Consider the following 19,317-nt stretch of genomic DNA (forward strand, 5'->3'; position numbering starts at 1 on the left):
CGCATCGGATCTTAATGACAATGAATGTCGTTTGCATAGTCCGGGGGAGGTGGAGGGGTGTCGCGCCGCCGATCCACGCGGACCGCGCGGTCTGTTGCTCCTCGGGTGCCGGAAGGCCGGAAACCCCTCTTGCACATGCCGTTCCGTCTGTTTCGTGGACTTCCCGTGGTCACGGCCGTGCGATGACTTCGAGATTGCATCTGTAAGAACATGTCGGTTGCAGCAAGTAGAACGCAATCTTGCGTTCTGGTATCCGTGAGCGCCGGATGCCGCTAGCCTGATGCGAGAACAACTGATCCGATGACCGGGAAAACCGAATCGAGAGCCAATAATGTTGGTACTGAGAGCATTGGTGTCGGGCGATTTTCGGGGGATGCGATGAGCGCGCCGACTGTAGGGGTACTGCCGACCGCTCCGCAAATACTGTGCGCATTCCAGGGGCGACGTTTCCTGGATCGCGAACTGTTGCGATCCGCCCACGCCCTCGCCGAACTGCATGCCCGTCGCGCCCAGATACGCGATGCCTTTCTTGTCGCCGAAATCGACTGTCGGCGGGTAGAGCTCGTCGACGATATCAACGACTGGATCTCGCAGGAGGTCCCGCAGCATCGGCAAGGTGCGTCATTGCATACCGAAAGCCTCGGGTCCGTCGTCGATCGGATGGCGCGTAGCTGGGTCGATGCCAACCAGGCGATCGATGTCGACGGTCCGCGCAGCGACAGCACGCACAAGCATTGGTATCACTTGGCCGAACTCGTCGACGGTTACACGGATCTGGTCACCGACGTCGCCGGTGGTCGTCGTCGATTGCCCGAGAAGTAACGCCGGGAAGCGACCCGGGGGCGTCACTCCGGAAGCGACACGGAATCGGTCGGATGTCGTGAATCGAATTTTTATCGTCTCGTTATGAAATTGTATTCGATTCGGCGACAACGATTTCTCCGCACGGACCGCTGCCACGATGATCGTGTGGCAGCGGTCTCGCTTTGTGCTCATTCGCCGGGACCTGATTACGATCGACGGGGTGTCGCTGCTTCCTTTGATCTTCACCGCGGGCTGGGCCAGTGGAATCAATGCCTACGCGGTAGTCCTGTTATTCGGGCTCTACGGTCTGACCGGGTTATCCGATGACGTACCAGTCGGTTTGCAACGTACCGATGTCCTGATCGCGGCGGCCGTGCTGTTCCTGATCGAGGCGGTGGCGGACAAGGTCCCGTATCTCGATTCGTTCTGGGATTCCTTCCACACCGTGGTGCGCCCAGCCTCCGGCGCGGTCGTGGCCGCGCTGATCGCGGGACCGGACGGGTCGCTGCCGCAGTTGGCCGCGGCGGCGGTCGGCGGGACCTCGGCACTGGTCAGTCATCTCGTCAAAGCCGGGCTACGGATGGCGATCAACACCTCGCCGGAACCGGCGAGCAATATCGTCGTCAGCACCGCCGAGGATTTCGGTGTCGCGGCGATCATCACCCTCGCCGTCTTCCATCCGGTCCTCGCCGCGAGTATCGCCGGAACCCTGTTGCTCATCGGCGCACTACTGGTCCTGTTGGCGGCGAGCAGGATTCGCCGCTTCCGCCGACGCAGGCGCGAACGCCGCGCCCGACGCCAGGAAGCCGCGCTGGCGGGCTGAGGCCGCTCGGCTGGTAGATCGGGCGACACCTCCACCCGCCGAAATCGCCTTGCGACCGCTCGGCGCGCCGACGACGATCGATACATGGAACAGCCGACGCCACCTCAGCGGGCGCTGGCGCGGGGAGTCGCCCCGCCCCGGCGCATCGAACTCGGCGACCTGTTGCTGCGGCGATGGGAGACCACCGACTTCGAGGCCCAGTTCGCGGCGCTCACGGCGTCGTTCGATCAGTTGCACGCCTGGATGCCGTGGATGGCGCACGCCCCGTCGCGTGACCGGCAACGCGAATTCCTCGCCAAGGCGTCGGCGGACTGGCCGGACTCCACCGGGGAATGCGCCTACGGCATCTTCGATTCCGAGGACGGCGTGCTGGGCGCGATCGGCCTGGGCGACCACCTGGGCCCGAAAGCCCTGGAAATCGGCTACTGGTGCCACTCAGCGCACACCGGCCGCGGGCTCATCACCAGGTCGGTCGCCGCACTCACCGATATCGCGCTGGCACTGCCCGATATCGGGCACGTCGAAATCCACTGCGACGTCGCCAATACCCGTAGCGCGGCGGTGCCGCGCAGGCTCGGCTACCGTCTGGACCGGGTCGAGCCAAGGGAACGGCTCGCGCCCGCCCACTCCGGCAACGGCATGGTCTGGGTACGGGACACCCCGCTGAACGGTATGTGACCTGTCGCGTGGCGCTCGACCGAGATCGACGCCCGGGCAGGGCTCAGAGTCCGAGCAGGTCGGCGGTGTCCTCGCCGAAGAGTGGGCCGAGTGTCGTCGCGAGATGTCCGGCCCCGGTGACGACCCAGACGTTGTCGCTCGCCCGGATCCGGGTGACGGGCGTCGACGGGTCGGTGCCGTGGCTCCGGACGTAGGCCCAACGCCGCAGCACCCGGGGCAATTTCCGGCCGAGCAGTTCCTCGGTGACCTGGGTGAGGTGGTCGTAGGGGGCCTCGTCCACGTCGAAGGGGAAGGGTTCGGCGGATTCGTGGGTCCGGCCGATCGTCAGTCCACCGTGCAGGCGCTGGACACAGAGCAGTTGCATCGTGTGTTCCGCGGCGACGGCGGTCTGGGACTGTTCGGCGATCAGCGCGTCGACGGCCGGACCCGCGAAACCGGGGTGGTAGCGGAAACTGTCACCGTCGGCGACGGCGGTGGTCAATGGTTCGCCCAGCGGTGCGGTCTGCATCATCTGCGCGCGCACCCGGCGCAACGGCAGGACACCGGCGAGTTCGCGGGTCAGGCCGGTGTGGGTCGCACCGGGGCAGTGCAGGACCAGATCGGCGTCGAAGACCCGGCCGTGATCGTCGAGAACCCGTGCGCCCGAACCGGTATCGGTGACCGCTCTGGCCTCGGCGCCGGAGTGGAAGGTGTAGCGCCCGGTCGCGGTGAGAGAGGCGCGCAGCGCGGGGAGGGCGCGGCGCGGTTCGATGACGGAATCGGTCGAACAGTGCAGTCCGGCGAGGAATTTGCCACGCAGCGCCGGGGTGAGCGCCCGCACGGCTTCGGGCTCCAGCAGTTCCAGGCCGCGCGAGCGCGCGTCGGCGTCTGCCGCCGCTGCCTCGGCGACGGCGAGTTCCGCGTCGGTGCGGATCACGGTGAGCGAGCCGGTCGGCCGGAACCCGATGCCCGGCACCCTGCCGCCGATCTCCTCCCACAGTTGCCGGGCGAGCAGAGCCGCCTCCAGGTCGGTGGACGCGCATCCCGACACCCGCACGAGTCCGCTGTCGCGCACCGTCGCGCCCCGCGCACTCGACTCCCGCTCGAGTTGCACGACCTCGTGCCCTCGGCGCACCGCGGCGAGCGCGTGGGCGGTACCGAGGTGTCCGCCTCCGATGACGACCGATCGCATGGACCCATCGTGGGCCAGTCCCTCGGAGGGCGGGCAGCGCGCGGGCGAACGGCAGGTTAACAAGTGCTCGCACCGGCGACCGTCGAATCGGGTCGCCCGCAATGCGCGCATCGAACGGCGGTCTCTCGTTTTTTCGTCGGATCCGCTGTGCCGCATACACTCCGGCGCATGCGTTTTCCCGGGGGCCTGTTCGGCGCCGCCCGTGTCAATCTGGCCGAGTCGTTCGACACCGTCGCCGCCTACGACCCGGGCTCGAGCGCGGGGATGCTGCACATTCCCGATCTGAGCGGCGACCTGTACGCGGGATCGCTGCCGTTGGTCGACGGCTGGCTGAGCGGCATCGGCGCGAAGGTGGGCGCGCGGCCGATCGTGTTCATCGCGCAGAACGTCGGCGTCCTGATCGGGGTGGAGTTCTCCGAAGAGCACGTGGTGCGGCTGGTCGAGATGGCACGCCGGTTGTACGACGACGCGGTGCGGCCGGTGTCGCCGATGCCGTACACGGTGGACGAGGCGGGGCGGCTGGTCCCGTACCGGGTCGCGCGCGACCATCGGGCCTGGCGGGAGATCACCGCCGCCGAGTCGACGTTGGCGGCACAGGTGTACGGCTCGCAGTACGAACATCTGCGCGCCGAGGTCGATCTCCGACCGGTTCCCGGCGTCTACCCGCCGCGCTACCGGGTCGAATACCACCCGGACGCCGAGGCGATGGCGCGGCTGCGGGCGGTGGCCGCGCTGCGATAACCGGGCGTTCGGTCCGATCCGCCGCGACGGTCGGGAGACCGAGGGTGTCCAATGGCTACGAGACAGATGGTTTCCGAGACGAACGGTTTCGGGATGTCGGCCGGGAGGACAGTCGGTGACGAGCGATATGCGCGGGCAGGGTTCGGTCGAGGGGACGGCCCCGGGCGAGGGGGCGGCACCGGAGATCGCGGTGCGTCCCGACCACCTGTTCCGGGTGCAGACCATCGCCGCCGACGCGGAGACCTCCACCGCCGTGATGGACATCGGTCCCTGGCTGCACGGGCTCGACGGAAACTACGCGCACGGATCGCTGGGCGTCCTCGCCGATATCGTCTTCGGTCACAGCGTGTTCGTGGCGGCCCAGCCGCATGTGCGTGCCGTCACCACCGAACTGCTGCTCGAATTCTGCGACCCGGTCACGAGCGACAGCGGTGTGTTGACCGCCGAGGGTAGGACGATGCACGTCGGGAAGGAGTACGGGGCCGGGGCCGGGGTGATACGCGCCGAGGACGGCACCGCGATCGCCACCGGCATGGTGCGACTGCACTTCTTCCCGGGCGAACGAGTCGGCCCGGCGCGCGCTCCGGCCTCGCGCGAGGATCTCGACCGGGCGCCCCATCCGCTCGGGGTACTCGACATGGACCTCGAATCGCGCCGCGACGCCGCCGATCTGCTCGTGCGTGTCAACAGGGAGATCTGCAACCCCGGCGGCGGGATCCACGGGGGTATCTCGGTGTGGCTGTCGGAACTGGCCGCCGCCGAGGCCGTCGCCGCGGCGTCGGAACGGCTGCGGCCGACCTCGCTGCACATCACCTACCTGCGCCACAGCCCCGTCGACACCTCCGTCACCTTCGCCGCGCGCGTGGAACACCGCACGAATCGGTCGGCGGTCGTGCGGGTCGTGGCGACCAGGGAGAACGGCGGGGTCGGCACCGAGGCGACGATCGTCTACCGCAAGGTGGAATGAGGACGGGCATCGGCGGCGCCCGGCACCGCCGGGTGGTGATCGACCGGTCCGGATAGTCTTGTCCCATGGCAGTTCGGACCCGCAAACCCCTCGTACCCGGCACGCAGTCGCCCACGCGTGAGGTGCCCCGCTCGATCGAGCGCCCGGAGTACGCGTGGAAGAAGACCGTGAACGAGGGGCGTGAGCCCTGGGTACAGACCGCGGAGACGATCGAGAAGATGCGGCTCGCGGGAAAGATCGCGGCGCGCGCGCTCGAGGAAGCGGGTAAGGCGGTGGCGCCCGGCGTCACCACCGATGAACTCGACCGCATCGCGCACGAGTACATGTGCGATCACGGGGCCTACCCGTCCACGCTCGGCTACAAGGGTTTCCCGAAGTCGTGCTGCACGTCACTGAACGAGGTGATCTGCCACGGCATCCCCGACTCGACGGTGATCGAGGACGGTGACATCGTCAATATCGACGTCACCGCCTACATCGACGGCGTGCACGGCGATACGAACAAGACCTACCTCGCCGGCGATGTCGACGAGGAGGTCCGGCTGCTGGTCGAGCGGACCGAGGAGGCCACCGCGCGCGCCATCAAGGCGGTGCGGCCGGGACGGGCGCTCAACGTCATCGGGCGGGTGATCGAGTCCTACGCGAACCGATTCGGCTACGGCGTCGTCCGCGATTTCACCGGTCACGGCGTCGGCCCGACCTTCCACAGCGGCCTGGTGATCCTGCACTACGACCAGCCCGCGATCGAATCGGTGATCGAACCGGGGATGACCTTCACCATCGAGCCGATGATCAACCTCGGCGGCATCGACTACGAGATCTGGGACGACGGCTGGACCGTGGTCACCAAGGACCGCAAGTGGACCGCGCAGTTCGAGCACACCCTCGTGGTCACCGACACCGGCGCCGAGATCCTCACGCTGCCGTGAGGGTTCGGCGGTGCGGGGGGCCCACGCCGTCGGGTGGTCGCGTGGGCGCGCGGGGGCGGTCGCGCGCGCGGTCCGGTGGTATCCCGGCGACGGTCACGTCGTGAAGGGAGCGTTACTGGTCGCGGGCACCACCTCCGACGCCGGGAAAAGCGTGGTGGTGGCCGGGCTGTGCCGCCTGCTTGCCCGTCGTGGCGTCAAGGTCGCCCCGTTCAAGGCCCAGAACATGTCCAACAATTCCGTCGTCACCCTCGACGGCGGCGAGATCGGCCGAGCGCAGGCATTGCAGGCCCAGGCCTGCGGACTCGAGCCGAGCGTCCGATTCAACCCGGTCCTGCTCAAACCCGGCAGCGACCGGCGCTCGCAACTGGTGGTGCGCGGCAAGGCCGTCGGCACCGTGGGCGCGCGCGACTACTTCCAGCACCGGCAGAGTCTGCGCAGAATCGTCGCCACCGAACTGGATTCGCTGCGCGCCGAATTCGACGTGGTGATCTGCGAGGGTGCGGGCTCGCCCGCCGAGATCAATCTCCGTGCCACCGATCTGGCGAATATGGGTCTGGCGCAGGAATCCCGACTACCCGTGCTCGTCGTCGGCGATATCGACCGAGGCGGTGTGCTCGCGCACCTGTTCGGCACCGTGGCGGTTCTCGACCCCGCCGATCAACAGCTCATCTCGGCCTTCGTCATCAACAAATTCCGCGGTGACGTCGAACTGTTGCGTCCCGGCCTGGAACGCCTGACCGAGCTGACCGGCCGCCCGACCCTCGGGGTGATCCCTTTCGCCGACGATCTGTGGATCGACGCCGAGGATTCGCTCGGCACGGTCGGCGACGCGGCCGTCGGCAGGCCGCGGTCGCCGGTCGGCGCGCAGTGGCTGACCGTGGCCGCCGTCCGGTTGCCGCGCATCTCGAATTCCACCGACGTCGAGGCACTGGCGTGCGAACCGGGCGTCGCGGTGCGCTGGGTGACCGAGCCGTCCCGGCTGGCCGACGCCGATCTGGTGGTGCTGCCCGGCAGCAAGTCCACCGTCACGGATCTGGAGTGGTTGCGGCGCAGCGGTATCGCGAAGGCGCTGCGCGAGCGCGCGGCGACCGGCCGCCCGATCCTCGGTATCTGCGGCGGCTATCAGATGCTGGGCAAACAGATCAGCGACGATGTCGAATCCGAGGCCGGGATGGTCAACGGGCTCGGTCTGCTCGATCTCGACATCGAATTCGATCCGGTGAAGGTGCTGCGCACGGTCGACGGCCGGGGCGCGGGCGGCGCCGCGACCGAGGGAATCGCGGTGTCGGGCTACGAGATCCACCACGGACGGGTCACCCACAGCGGCGATCGGGCGTGGCTGGAAGTGGATGGTCAGGAGGAGGGCAGCGTGCGCGGCGCGGTGTGGGGCACCCACCTGCACGGCCTGCTCGAATCCGACGAATTCCGGCGCGCCTGGCTGCGTATCGTCGCCGATCGGGCCGGACGCTTCGATTACGTTGTCGCCGAGGGTATCTCGGTGGCGGCGGTGCGTTCGGCGCAACTGGACCTGCTGGCCGATCTCCTCGAGGAACATCTCGACATCACCCGGATCGAGGAACTGATCCGCGGCGGCGCTCCCGCCGACCTCCCGGTGCTCGCCCCCGCGCTGCTCGTGCCCGCGCCGGTGCAGCCGCATCGCCCCGCCGCTGTCGCGCTCGCGCCGGACGCCTCGATATCGAGTACGGAGTCTTCGGCGGTACGTGCGGCGGATGGGTGAACGACGAATCGGTGACGCGGGAGACGCCCGGCGATGCCGGGCGATGACGGCGGGCGCGACTCGGCCCGGACGACGCGGCGACGCGGGCGAGTTCAACCGAGCGGTGTACCGTACCCCGGCATGAAATCTCGGCGGATCACAGTCGGTGACCGGGCCTGGACCGTGCGGGTCGACGGGCCGGATACGCGGCACAGCGTGTTGCTGCTACCCGACGCGGGTGACCCCGTGGACGTGTACGACCAGGTATGTGCCCGACTCCACAATTCGGACCTGCGCACCATCGTCGTGGAGTCCATCGACGGGCTCGACGCGCCCGCGGTGCACGCCATCCTCGACGAACTCGGCGTGCCCTACGCCAATGTCGCCGCGCGCGGCGCGGGCGCCGCGCTGGCCTGGCAGGTCTGCTCGGGGACCTTCGGTCGTTTCGTCAGCCTGATCGTCGCGGACCGGGGCCATCCGGCCGCTCCCGCGGCGGACGGGGTCGTCGCCGACCCCGCCTGCCGTCCGATGGAACTTCCGGTGACGGTGCTGGTGACCAAGAGCCTGCCGCGTTCGGTGGCCGACGCGTCGGGGCGCTTCGTCTACGGGGAGTTCCGCGTCGTCGAGGTCGACGTCGACAACGTCGCCAGCGCCGCGGGCAACGAACTCGCGACCGAGATCGTGCTACGCACCAGCCTCTGGTGAATCGGTAGTCGCGCGGTACCCCGCCAGCCAGGCGAGCCAGTTGTCGAGTTCGGTGAACGCCTGCGTGCGTGGCCGCTCCGAGGACAGGAAGACGTCGTGGCGGGCCCCGTCGATGGGCACGATATTGGTGCGGTCGCCGATGCAGCCCGCCCAGCGCTGGATCTGACGCACGTCGAGCACGACGTCGGCGACGTCGGCGGCCGGACCGTATTCGCGCATGAACCTGGTCACCCGGGACCGCAGGATCAACGACGGCACCCCGACATCGAGTCCCCTGTGCAATTCGGCGTGCCCGGTGCGGATCGCCCGCAGCCACCCGAGCCGGACCGGGAATCCGGACAGCGGCTTCCAGTCGAGGTTGTAATCCCATTCGCCCGACACCGTGTGGTGCAGGCTGTCGCCGTAGGTCCTGATCTCGGACCCGGGCAGCGCGACCATCGCCCTGACCCGGCCGACCGCGTTGATGATCGGGGTGCCGACGCTGCGGTAGTAGGCCGGGCCCTGTAGGTCCAGCCACGGGCTGTTGAGCACGAGGCCGACGATTCCGGACGCGACGGTTCCCGATGTGCGGTTCAGCCGATCCAGCCACAGCGCGGTGATCAGCCCGCCCGTCGAATGCGCGACGATCAGCAGCGGCGCGTCGGTCTCCTGCGCGATGATGCGCGCGGCCTCGTCGAGTTCGGCGTCGTAGAGCGCGAGATCGGTCACATAGTGCGGGGTCTGTCCCTCGCGCAGCGAGCGTCCGCATTTGCGGAGGTCGAGCGCGTAGAAGCGGTGCCCGCGCTCGGCGAAATGCTCGGCCAGATGGCGCTGGAAGAAGTAGTCGGTGAAACCGTGCACGTAGAGGACCGTGGGTTCGGTGACCTCGGCCGCGTCGTCGCCGGGGGTGTAGCGCACCAGCGTCGCGACCGCGTCGCCCTCGCCGTCCGGGTCGGGGCCGAGAGGCAGGGTTCGCTGCTCGTAACCCGCACCGAGAATGTCGGGCTGCCACTGAGCCCGGTCCGTGATGTCCGACACGGCATATGAGGTTTTTTCGGTCACGTGTCCCAATCTAGGCGATATCTGGGCCGACGGCGTGTGAGATCACCGAACCGCCGAGGAGGCATCTACGTCACATTCACCCGGTTTGTTGCAGGTTGCCGCGGTGTCGAGGTGCACAATTGGCAGTAGGTGAACGGCGGGTAACCTCTTCTCCGCCAGCAATTCGAGCCGAAGCCACGACGCCAGGCTCGGCAACAACCGCATAGCGCATGTGCCCAGGCAGCTCCACCCAGCCGGTGGGCTGCGCAGAGTGACAAGGAAGTCGATCTACCCGTGCCGAACGCTGCCATGACAGAGAAGACCGATGTTGTCCTCATCGGTGCAGGAATCATGAGTGCCACCCTCGGCGCGCTGCTTCGGCAGCTGCAGCCGGACTGGTCGATCTCGCTGTTCGAGCGACTCGATGCCGCCGCCGCGGAGAGCAGCGACCCGTGGAACAACGCGGGCACCGGCCACTCGGCGCTGTGCGAACTGAACTACAGCCCGCAGAACGCGGACGGTTCGGTCGATGTGAGCAAAGCCATCGACATCAACGAGCGCTTCCAGGTGTCGCGTCAGTTCTGGGCCTACGCGGTGGAGAACGGCGTGCTCGGCGACCCGTCCGGTTTCATCAACCCGATTCCGCATGTCAGCTTCGTGCACGGCGCCTCCGACGTCGAGTACCTGCGCAAGCGTTACGAGGCGCTGGCCCGTCACCCGCTGTTCGAGGGGATGGAGTACATCGACAGCCCCGACGAGTTCAGCAGGCGGTTACCGCTGATGGCGCGCGGTCGCGATTTCTCCGATCCGATCGCGCTGAACTGGACCGACGCGGGCACCGATATCGACTTCGGCTCGCTGACCAAGGAACTGCTCGCCCATCTCGGCGCCACCGGCGCGGATCTGGCCTTCGGGCACGAGGTGCGCAACCTGTCCAAGCAGGCCGACGGCAGCTGGCTGGTGAAGGTCCGCAACACCCGCAACGGCAAGATCCGCACCATCGCGGCGAAATTCGTCTTCGTCGGCGCGGGCGGAGGAGCGCTGCCCCTGCTGCAGAAGTCGGGCGTCAAGGAGATCGCGGGTTTCGCGGGCTTCCCGGTCAGCGGCCAGTTCCTGCGCTGCACCGACCGCGGGCTCATCGGTCAGCATCGGGCCAAGGTGTACGGCAAGGCCGCCGTCGGCGCGCCGCCGATGTCGGTCCCGCACCTGGACACCCGCGTCATCGACGGGGAGGCCGGGCTGCTGTTCGGTCCTTACGCGGGCTGGACGCCGAAATTCCTCAAGGACGGCAGTAACGGCGATCTGTTCAAGTCGATCAGGGCGGGCAACCTGGCCCCCATGCTCGGCGTCGGCCTGACCGAGCTGTCGCTGGTCAAGTACCTCGTCTCCGAACTGCTGAAATCGCAGGCGGGCAAGGTCTACACGATGGAAGAGTTCATCCCGCGCGCCGACGGCCGCGAATGGGAACTCATCACCGCGGGGCAGCGCGTGCAGATCATCCGGCGCAAGGGCGCGGGTGGTGTCCTCGAACTCGGCACCGCCGTCATCGCGGCCGAGGACGGCAGCATCGCGGGCCTGCTCGGCGCCTCCCCGGGGGCGTCGACCTGTGTGACCGCCATGCTCGATGTCCTCCAGCGCTGCTTCCCGCGCGAGTACAGCGAGTGGACGCCGAAACTCGAGACCATGATCCCGTCGCTGGGCGTGAAGCTGTCGGAGAACAAGGCGCTGTTCCAGGAAGTCTGGAACTGGACGTCCAAGACGCTGAATCTCACGGATGTGGCGGTCGACACGGCGACCCGCGCCGAGGTCGCGTCGACAGCGCTGGTGTGATAGCAAGACGCGATGATGTCAACGGTTGCTCTCAAACGGTCATGGTCACTGGATCTCGATACCGCCACCCTGTATCAGCTGTTGAAATTGCGCGTCGAAGTCTTCGTCGTCGAGCAGAAGTGCGCGTACCCCGAGTTGGACGGACTCGACCTGCAACCGGAGACCCGGCACTTCTGGCTCGAGGACGACGGTGAGGTCATCTCGACCCTGCGGCTGCTCGAAGAGCACGACGACGGGGTCAAGAGCTTCCGTATCGGACGTCTCTGTACCGCCGCCCCGCTGCGCGGCCACGGATACACCACCAGGCTGCTGAAGGCGGCGCTGGCCGAGGTCGGATCGGCGCCCGCCCGGCTCAACGCGCAGACCTACCTCGTGGACATGTACGCCAAATTCGGGTTCAAGCCCGACGGCGCGGAATTCGACGACGACGGCATCACCCACCTGCCCATGCGCAGGGGATAGTCCTCCGGTGTCGCGCGCGCCCGTCCCGACTCCGGGGCGGGCGCGTGTGTTCCGGCTCACCTCGGCTCGCGGCCCCCGCGCCGGGTGGACTCCGGCACGGACGGGGTGCCGACGCCCGGGCCGACGCCCGCGAATAGTGTGAGGGGTATGTCCGTGTCCCACGCCGAAATAGCACCACCGTCCCACTCTGCCGGGTCGCGCGCGGACCTCGAAGCCGGGTTCCCGTTCTCGGCGGTGGTCGGGCAGGAACAGCTGCAACTGGCGTTGATCCTGTGCGCGGTGCACCCGGGAATCGGCGGTGTGCTCGTGCGCGGCGAGAAGGGCACCGCGAAGTCGACCGTGGTTCGCGCGCTGGCGCAACTGCTCCCGCCGGTCGTGGACGAGACCGGCGCGCGGCCCGCGCGCCTGGTGGAACTGCCCGTCGGCGCGACCGAGGACCGGGTGGTCGGATCCCTGGATCTGGAACGGGTGCTGCGCGACGGCGAACAGGCCTTCCGGCCCGGTCTGCTCGCGGCCGCCCATCACGGCGTGCTGTACGTCGACGAGGTCAACCTGCTGCACGATCACCTGGTCGACGTGCTGCTCGACGCCGCGGCGATGGGGCGGGTGCATATCGAACGCGACGGCGTCTCGCATTCGCATCCGGCGCGTTTCGTCCTGGTCGGCACCATGAATCCGGAAGAGGGCGAACTGCGTCCGCAGCTGCTCGACCGTTTCGGCCTGACCGTCGACGTGGTGGCCTCCCGCGACGTCGACACCAGGATGGCCGTGGTGCGCCGCAGACTCGACTACGAGGCGGACCCGGCCGGTTTCGCGGCCAACTACGCCGGTGCCGATCGCGCGGTCGCCGACCGCATCCTGACCGCCCGCGACCGGGTCGCGCGTATCGCGCTCGACGACGCCGAACTGCGCCGGATCGCCGCGCTGTGTGCCTCCTTCGATGTGGACGGGATGCGCGCCGACCTCGTCGTCGCCCGCACCGCGACCGCCTACGCCGCCTGGCGCGGCGGTGACGCGGTGACCGAGGAGGACGTCCGGGTCGCCGCGGAACTCGCGCTACCGCATCGCCGTCGCCGCGATCCCTTCGACGAGCCCGGTATCACCGAGGACCAGCTGGACGACGCGATGCGCGACGCCGCCGCGGAGGTCGATCGGGCCGACGAAGAGCAGGCCGAGGATTCCGGACCGCGCGATACCCGGGACGGCGACGCGCCACGTGAGGATTCCGCGGCCGACGATTCGGGATCCGACGACGGGCCAGACGGCACGCGCGAACAGAATTCGGCCGAGGACGATCCGGCCGGTGCCGATCCCGACGACGACCCCGATTCGCCCCCCGACGGTCCGCGCGGCGGGAAGTCCCGCGAGAACCGCACGGGCGCTCCGGCATCCACGACCGCCGCCGCGCCACGCTGGGAAGTTCCCGGCGTCGGCGAAGGCGCTCCCGGCCGTCGCTCCCGCGCCGAGACCAGGCACGGCCGAATGGTGCGTCCGAGCACCGACACCTCCGCCGGACTCCACCTGCTCGGCACGATCTTCGCCGCCGCCCCCCACCAGCACCGCCGTGGCCGCGTGGACGGTCCGCTCGCGCTGGCCGCCGAGGATCTGCGCGGCGCGTATCGCGAAGGGCGCGAAGGCAATGTGATCGTCTTCGTGGTCGACGCCTCCGGGTCGATGGCGGCGCGCGACCGGCTCTCCGCGGTCACCGGCGCGATCGTCGCCCTGCTGCGCGATGCCTACCAGCGCCGCGACAAGGTCGCCGTGATCACCGTGCGCGGAGCCGAAGCCGAACTGGTCCTGCCGCCGACCTCGTCGGTCGATATCGCGGTACGCCGCCTGTCCGGTCTGCGTACCGGCGGCAAGACGCCGCTGGCCGCCGGGCTGCTGAAGGCCCGCGAGGTCGTCCACCGGGAGCGGGTGCGCGATCCGCGACGTCGTCCGATGCTCGTGCTGCTCACCGACGGTCGTGCGACCGGGGGGGTCGACCCGGTGCCGCGGGCCCGTGCCGCCGCGTCGTTGCTGGCGAGCGAGGCGGTGACCGCGATGGTCGTCGACTGCGAGCGCGGCATGGTGCGTCTCGGGCTGGCCGCCGATCTGGCACGTGATCTGCGGGCGGGCTACGTCCGCCTGGCCGAGTTGACCGGCGATTCGGTGGCCGACATCGTCCGGGCCGGGCGCGGCGGAGGCCCGGCCGCACGGGCCGCCTGAACGGTGACCGGGGTTTCGGTCGAAACCCGCACGACGCGAACGACGAACGAGGAGATTCGATGCCCAAGGGCGTGCCGGAAACCGTTCCGGAAGACGGGCTGACCACGCGCCAGCGCCGCAACCAGCCGGTGCTGGCCGTGCACACCGGGCCGGGTAAGGGCAAGTCGACGGCGGCGTTCGGCATGGCCTTGCGCGCCTGGAACCAGGGCTTCGACGTGGCGGTCTTCCAGTTCGTCAAGAGCGCCAAGTGGAAGGTGGGCGAGGAAGCCGCCTTCCGCACCCTCGGCCGATTGCACGAGGAGACCGGTGCCGGCGGCGCGGTGGAGTGGCACAAGATGGGCGAGGGCTGGTCGTGGACCCGTAAACCGGGCAGCGACGAGGATCACGCCGCCGCCGCGCTGGCGGGCTGGCAGGAGATCGCCCGGCGGCTGCGGGCCGAACAGCACCGGTTCTACGTGCTCGACGAATTCACCTATCCGCTCAAATGGGGCTGGGTGGACATCGATGACGTCGTCGATACGCTGCGCGAGCGCCCGGGCAATCAGCACGTCGTCATCACCGGTCGTGACGCGCCGCCCGCGTTGCTCGAGGTCGCGGATCTGGTCACCGAGATGACGAAGGTCAAGCATCCGATGGACGCGGGCCGCAAGGGTCAGCGCGGTATCGAATGGTGACCGGCGCTCGGGGGACGGTGTCGACGGGGGAGCGGAGCCGCTCGCGCACGGACCGATCACGGGTGTTCGCGGTCGGGGACCTCCGATGAACGTGCCGGCGGTGGTGATCGCGGCGCCCGCGTCCGGGAGCGGGAAGACCACGCTCGCAACGGGTTTGATCGGCGCGTTGGGGCGGGCCGGGCATCGGGTCGCGCCGTTCAAGGTGGGACCGGATTACATCGACCCCGGCTATCACGGGCTGGCGGCGGGCAGGCCCGGACGCAATCTCGATCCGGTACTGGTGGGCGAGCATCGGGTGGTGCCGCTGTACCTGCACGGCGTGCGGGGCTGCGACCTGGCCGTGGTCGAAGGCGTCATGGGACTGTTCGACGGCCGGATCGACGAGAACCAGGCGGGTCCGGTGGCCGAGGGGTCGACGGCGCAGGTCGCGAGTCTGCTCGGCGCGCCGGTCGTGCTCGTCGTGGACGCCCGTGGTCACAGTCAGAGCCTCGCGGCGCTGCTGCACGGTTTCGCCACCTTCGACACCTCGGTGCGGCTCGGCGGGGTGATTCTCAACCGGGTCGGCAGCGAACGACACGAACAGGTGTTGCGCGCGGCCTGCACCAGGGTGGGTCTGCCGGTGCTCGGCTCGCTGCCCCGCATGGCCGAATTGGAAGTGCCCTCACGGCATCTGGGCCTCATCCCCGCCATCGAACACGGTTCGGCCGCGACGATCGCGGTGGCGGCCATGACCGATCTCGTCGCGGCCCATGTGGATCTGGCCGCGATCGCGGGGCTGGCCCGCAGTACGGTCGGCGGTCCCGCGTGGGATCCGGAGGCCGAAGTCGGAGCCATCGCGCGCGAGCGGATAGCTGTCGGCGGAGGTGATGCTTCGGTGTCGGCCGAAAATGCCGTGGCCGCGACTGCGGTCGACTCCGCACCTGACAGCCACGGTTCGCCGAACGGGGGCATGCCTTTCGGCGTCGGTCCTTCCGGCACGAGTGCCGGTGACTCGGCGACCGCGAATGGTTCGGCGAGCATCGGTGGCCCGGTCGTCTCTGTCGACTCGATCGCCGCTGATGGAACGGGTGACGCGCTCGGCTCGATCTCCTCGCCGCGTCGGGTCGCCCCGGTGATCGCGATGGCGGGTGGTCCCGCGTTCACCTTCGGATACGCCGAGCATCGTGAACTGCTGACCGCCGCGGGCGCGCGTGTCGTCGTCTTCGATCCGCTGCGTGACGAATTGCCGCCCGACACAGCCGGTCTCGTGCTTCCCGGTGGTTTCCCGGAGGAGCACGCCGCTCAACTCGCCGCCAACATCCGGCTGCTGACGGCGGTCCGCGAACTGGCATCGGATGGACTACCCGTGCACGCCGAATGCGCAGGACTGCTCTACCTCGTCCGCTCGCTCGACGGGCACGCCATGGCGGGAGTGGTCGATGCCGACGCGGAATTCGGACCCCGCCTGACCCTCGGCTACCGCGACGCGGTGGCCCTGGCCGATTCCCCGCTCTGGCGCACCGGTGAACGTGTACGCGGTCACGAATTCCACCGCACCCGCCTGGTGTCCGCCGCCACCGCGGGTTCCGCGTGGGGCTGGCGCGGTGGCCTGGGCGAACGTGTCGTCGAGGGCGCGCTCGTCCACAACGTGCACGCCTCCTACCTGCACACCCATCCGGCCGGAAACCCCGCCGCGACAGCGCGTTTCGTCGCCGCGGCGGCAGACTTCGCCCGCGACGGCGTGGTCGTCTGAGTCTCGGGGCTGTCCGATGATGACACCGTGTATGTGCGCCGCGTGCCCGATACGGCTTCGCGAGACGCACGCGCCGCTGCGGTGGTATCCGGGTGGATGAGAGTCGTGAATTGCCACGTATCGCTGTGGGACTCGGCCTTCGCCCCGCCGTCTCGGCAGTGCGGATAGTCACGGCTCTCGCCGAACTCCGTCGTGAATTCCGGATCGTCTGCCTGGCGACTGTCGACCGCCGCGCCGACGAGGGCGGCCTGCTCGAAGTCGCCCGAACACTGGCTGTTCCACTGCTCGTGTACACCGCCGACGCGCTGTCCCGCGTCGAGGTCCCACACCCCGCCGACCGGACCTCGGCAGCGATCGGCACGCCGAGCGTCGCGGAAGCCGCGGCGATCCTGTCCGGCCACGGACCGTTGATCGTGCCGAAAAGGGTGATGGACGGCGTGGTGATCGCGGCAGCCGCCTTCCTCGACACGTCCGCACCGCATCCGGTGTAGTCACCCGGTCGGCGCCCGACTCGGGTCCGTCCCACACGGCAGAACGGTATGCCCGCGGCCATCGGTTCACCGGACATTCGTGGCGGACAGGTCGAGCCGCGCCTGGCCTACGTCGGCGAGAACCTCAGGGGGCGACCGAGGTCCAATCGGCGAAGCCGGTGGGATCGTGACGTCCGAGACTCCCGTGTTCGAACAGCCCCCACCCTTCGGCGTCTCCGCAGCGGGCGTGGGCGACGTGGTCGGTCACGCCGTAGGGGATGCGCGCCGCGACGGCGGGATCGGTGAGGTCGTAGCGGCTGGTGCTGGTCCAGTCGCGGCCTTTCCACTGGCCGTGCTGCCAGTCGGGGTCGCCGCTGTAACCGCAGCCGACGTGCAGCGGGACACCGACACCCGTGGTGATCTCCACTTCGAGGGGTTTGCCGTCGGGGGTGGTGAGGTCGAGTCTGGCGCTGATCGGGACGCGGGTGCCGGAGCGATAGCGCAGGGAGATGCGGGGCCAGCCGAGTTGTTCGGTGCGGCCGTCGGGCCAGACGCGTACCGCGTCGTTGAGGGTTCTGGTGCCGTCGGGCTCCTCCTGCACGATGACGATGATGGCGAAATCGTCGAAACGCAAGGGCGCGTACAACCACCAGAAGCCGCCGGAGGGCTCACTCGCCGCGCGCCCGGGCGGTTCCGGCTCGCCCACCGGGCGGATCCCCCACGAGCGATCCCTGCTGCCGGTCCACACGGCGGGGTCGATGGCGACGTCCTCGCCTTCGATACTCAGAGTGCCCGCCCAGGAGCCGACCTGGGCGAATCGAGAGGCTTCGATGAGGGGCCGGTTGCCGGTGAGCACCAGGTGCGGCTGTTCCTGCACGGCGGGGAACGAGCCGGTCCAGGTGAGGTCGAACGAGAGTTCGTCGTGTTCGCAGATCACCCGGATCCGTTGCAGCGCTTCGACGACCTCGATGCGGTAGCCGCCGACCCGCATCGCGAGATCGCGGTCGCCCAAGGCGTCGGAGAAACGCACCGTGCGATGGATGTCGCCGCGTCGCACGCACGCGTAGGCGTCGGTCACCCCGAGATTCGGGTAGACGCCGAATCCGGTGATCAGGAACAGGCCGCCGTCGCGGTTGTGAGCGTTGAAGTAGCTGCGGTCGTAGAAGTTCCGGTCACTGCTCGCCACCCGGGTGAAGGGCAGCGTGGTCTGGTGGATGGCGTATTCGTCCAGGGGTGAAGGCATGGTCAGTCCCATTCGTAGGTGCCGTCGAGCATCGCCTCGAGGCTCGCGCGGTGCATCACGTAGTCGTCGCGGTCCTCGGGAACGGTGGCCTCGCCGAAATGGATCATGCGACGGGTCACCCGCGCCATCACGATCGCGTGCCGCAGCGCGGCGTAGACGAGGTAGAAGTCCAGGTCGCGTACCCGGTAGCCGCTGCGTTTCTCGTATTCGGCGGCGACCGCGTCGCGGCGCAGGAAGTCCGGCAGACCCGGCTGGCCGAATTTGACGGCCAGATCCTGGAAGAAGCGGTGGATGAAGATCACCCACGCCACGTCGAGTTCGCGCGGCCCCAACGCCGCCATCTCCCAGTCCAGTACCGCGACCGGCTCGAATTCCCGGTAGATGATATTGCCGGGTCGCGCATCGCCCCAGCTCAGCACATCGGGTCCGGGGTCGGCGGGCCAGTGCTGCTCGAGCCAGGCGAAGCCGCGTTCGATGAGCGGGATCTCGTAACCGTCATCGGCCAATGCCCAGCGGTACCAGGCTTTCTGGGCGTCGACATGCCTGCGCAGCGCCTGTCCCGGCCCGTCGAGCATCGGGAAACGCGCCGCGGGATCGACGATGGCGTGGATCTTCGCGAAGATCTCGAGGGTGTCGCCGGTGAGTCGATCGCGCTCTTCGGCCTGCGCGTCGAGCAACCAGCCGACGAAGACGTAGGGCGGATTGTCCGACGGCACCCGTCCGTCGACCCGCCTCATCACGAAAAACGGTGAGCCGAGCGCCTTCTCGTCGGTCTCCAGCCAGCACAGCTCCGGGACCGGCACGTCGGTCGCGGCGGCGACACCTTCGATGACGTGGTACTGGGTGGCCAGATCGTAGGTTTCGAACACCGGGAAGGAATCGTCCTCCGGCGCCATCCTGGCGACGAACGAGCCCTTCTCCGCGCGTCCGCCGACACTCCATTCGGCCTCGAACAGGATCGACGTGCTCGACATGCCGCCCGCCTGCGGTCGCGTCAGCTCCGAGATCGTCGGCGGGCCGTCCGCGCCGACCCGGTCACCGAGCCAGCGGGACAGATCGGCGGCGAGATGCTCGAGATCGCGCTCGCTGACGGTCAATCGGGTCCGCTCGGTGGGATCTGGATCGTCGGCCATCGAGGTCCTC

18 protein-coding genes are annotated in these 19,317 nt (G+C 68.8%); 14 read left to right on the forward strand and 4 right to left on the reverse strand.

Annotation, left to right across the window (positions count from 1 at the left end; translation table 11 throughout):
• The first annotated feature begins 300 nt into the window (after positions 1–300).
• The 3 genes from JZ792_RS14120 to JZ792_RS14130 all read left to right on the forward strand — a co-directional run bounded on the left by JZ792_RS14120 (position 301) and on the right by JZ792_RS14130 (position 2,305).
• Positions 301–822, forward strand: coding sequence for a DUF4254 domain-containing protein (locus JZ792_RS14120; RefSeq protein WP_232840229.1), 522 nt, complete (start codon positions 301–303; stop codon positions 820–822).
• Between the two features lie 202 nt (positions 823–1,024).
• Complete coding sequence (locus tag JZ792_RS14125) at positions 1,025–1,627, forward strand: DUF4126 domain-containing protein (RefSeq protein WP_216910824.1); 603 nt, start codon at positions 1,025–1,027, stop codon at positions 1,625–1,627.
• A gap of 84 nt (positions 1,628–1,711) precedes the next feature.
• Positions 1,712–2,305, forward strand: coding sequence for a GNAT family N-acetyltransferase (locus JZ792_RS14130; protein WP_216910826.1), 594 nt, complete (start codon positions 1,712–1,714; stop codon positions 2,303–2,305).
• 43 nt (positions 2,306–2,348) lie between these two features.
• Here the strand turns inward: JZ792_RS14130 and JZ792_RS14135 are convergent, their stop codons facing one another.
• On the reverse strand, positions 2,349–3,476 hold the full coding sequence (locus tag JZ792_RS14135) for an FAD-dependent oxidoreductase (RefSeq protein ID WP_216910828.1): 1,128 nt from the start codon (positions 3,474–3,476) through the stop codon (positions 2,349–2,351).
• Between the two features lie 168 nt (positions 3,477–3,644).
• Here JZ792_RS14135 and JZ792_RS14140 point away from each other — a divergent pair, with 168 nt between their 5' ends.
• The 5 genes from JZ792_RS14140 (at position 3,645) to JZ792_RS14160 (ending at position 8,535) form a co-directional block, all read left to right on the forward strand.
• Positions 3,645–4,217, forward strand: coding sequence for a hypothetical protein (locus JZ792_RS14140; protein ID WP_216910830.1), 573 nt, complete (start codon positions 3,645–3,647; stop codon positions 4,215–4,217).
• A 115-nt stretch (positions 4,218–4,332) separates the two neighbouring features.
• Positions 4,333–5,184, forward strand: a complete 852-nt coding sequence (locus JZ792_RS42945) for a hotdog domain-containing protein (RefSeq protein WP_216910832.1) — start codon at positions 4,333–4,335, stop codon at positions 5,182–5,184.
• Positions 5,185–5,249: 65 nt separating this feature from the next.
• On the forward strand, positions 5,250–6,113 hold the full coding sequence (gene map, locus JZ792_RS14150; RefSeq protein ID WP_109529588.1) for a type I methionyl aminopeptidase: 864 nt from the start codon (positions 5,250–5,252) through the stop codon (positions 6,111–6,113).
• A 100-nt stretch (positions 6,114–6,213) separates the two neighbouring features.
• A complete protein-coding gene (locus tag JZ792_RS14155) occupies positions 6,214–7,851 on the forward strand; it encodes a cobyric acid synthase (protein ID WP_216910834.1) in 1,638 nt (545 codons plus the stop codon).
• A gap of 120 nt (positions 7,852–7,971) precedes the next feature.
• Entirely contained in the window at positions 7,972–8,535 is a 564-nt protein-coding gene (locus JZ792_RS14160) for an alpha/beta hydrolase (RefSeq protein WP_216910836.1), read from the forward strand.
• On the opposite strand, the gene JZ792_RS14165 is transcribed toward JZ792_RS14160, so the two are convergent.
• Positions 8,515–9,576: an alpha/beta hydrolase gene (locus tag JZ792_RS14165; protein WP_308165294.1), complete on the reverse strand. Its 1,062-nt coding sequence runs from the start codon at positions 9,574–9,576 to the stop codon at positions 8,515–8,517. The genes JZ792_RS14160 and JZ792_RS14165 overlap by 21 nt on opposite strands.
• A 288-nt stretch (positions 9,577–9,864) precedes the next feature.
• On the opposite strand from JZ792_RS14165, the gene mqo reads away from it, so the two are divergent.
• From mqo to JZ792_RS14195, 6 genes are all read left to right on the forward strand, one after another.
• On the forward strand, positions 9,865–11,385 hold the full coding sequence (gene mqo / locus JZ792_RS14170) for a malate dehydrogenase (quinone) (protein WP_216910838.1): 1,521 nt from the start codon (positions 9,865–9,867) through the stop codon (positions 11,383–11,385).
• A gap of 12 nt (positions 11,386–11,397) precedes the next feature.
• The gene (locus JZ792_RS14175; protein ID WP_109529583.1) at positions 11,398–11,847 is read left to right on the forward strand and encodes a GNAT family N-acetyltransferase; all 450 of its coding nucleotides are present in this window, start codon (positions 11,398–11,400) and stop codon (positions 11,845–11,847) included.
• 147 nt (positions 11,848–11,994) lie between these two features.
• The gene (locus JZ792_RS14180) at positions 11,995–14,055 is read left to right on the forward strand and encodes a VWA domain-containing protein (RefSeq protein WP_216910840.1); all 2,061 of its coding nucleotides are present in this window, start codon (positions 11,995–11,997) and stop codon (positions 14,053–14,055) included.
• Between the two features lie 59 nt (positions 14,056–14,114).
• On the forward strand, positions 14,115–14,729 hold the full coding sequence (gene cobO / locus JZ792_RS14185) for a cob(I)yrinic acid a,c-diamide adenosyltransferase (RefSeq protein WP_216910842.1): 615 nt from the start codon (positions 14,115–14,117) through the stop codon (positions 14,727–14,729).
• An 85-nt stretch (positions 14,730–14,814) separates the two neighbouring features.
• Positions 14,815–16,461 (forward strand): cobyrinic acid a,c-diamide synthase CobB, encoded by a 1,647-nt coding sequence (locus tag JZ792_RS14190; RefSeq protein ID WP_216910844.1) that lies wholly within the window; start codon positions 14,815–14,817, stop codon positions 16,459–16,461.
• A 110-nt stretch (positions 16,462–16,571) separates the two neighbouring features.
• On the forward strand, positions 16,572–16,952 hold the full coding sequence (locus JZ792_RS14195; RefSeq protein WP_254189791.1) for a cobalamin biosynthesis protein: 381 nt from the start codon (positions 16,572–16,574) through the stop codon (positions 16,950–16,952).
• A 124-nt stretch (positions 16,953–17,076) separates the two neighbouring features.
• Here JZ792_RS14195 and JZ792_RS14200 read toward each other — a convergent pair whose 3' ends face one another.
• Positions 17,077–18,174, reverse strand: coding sequence for an Rv3169 family protein (locus JZ792_RS14200; protein ID WP_216910846.1), 1,098 nt, complete (start codon positions 18,172–18,174; stop codon positions 17,077–17,079).
• 2 nt (positions 18,175–18,176) lie between these two features.
• The gene (locus JZ792_RS14205) at positions 18,177–19,307 is read right to left on the reverse strand and encodes a phosphotransferase family protein (RefSeq protein ID WP_216910848.1); all 1,131 of its coding nucleotides are present in this window, start codon (positions 19,305–19,307) and stop codon (positions 18,177–18,179) included.
• Between the last annotated feature and the right edge of the window lie 10 nt (positions 19,308–19,317).

The sequence above is a fragment of the Nocardia noduli genome (assembly GCF_019038455.1).
Taxonomy (GTDB): Bacteria; Actinomycetota; Actinomycetes; order Mycobacteriales; family Mycobacteriaceae; genus Nocardia; species Nocardia noduli.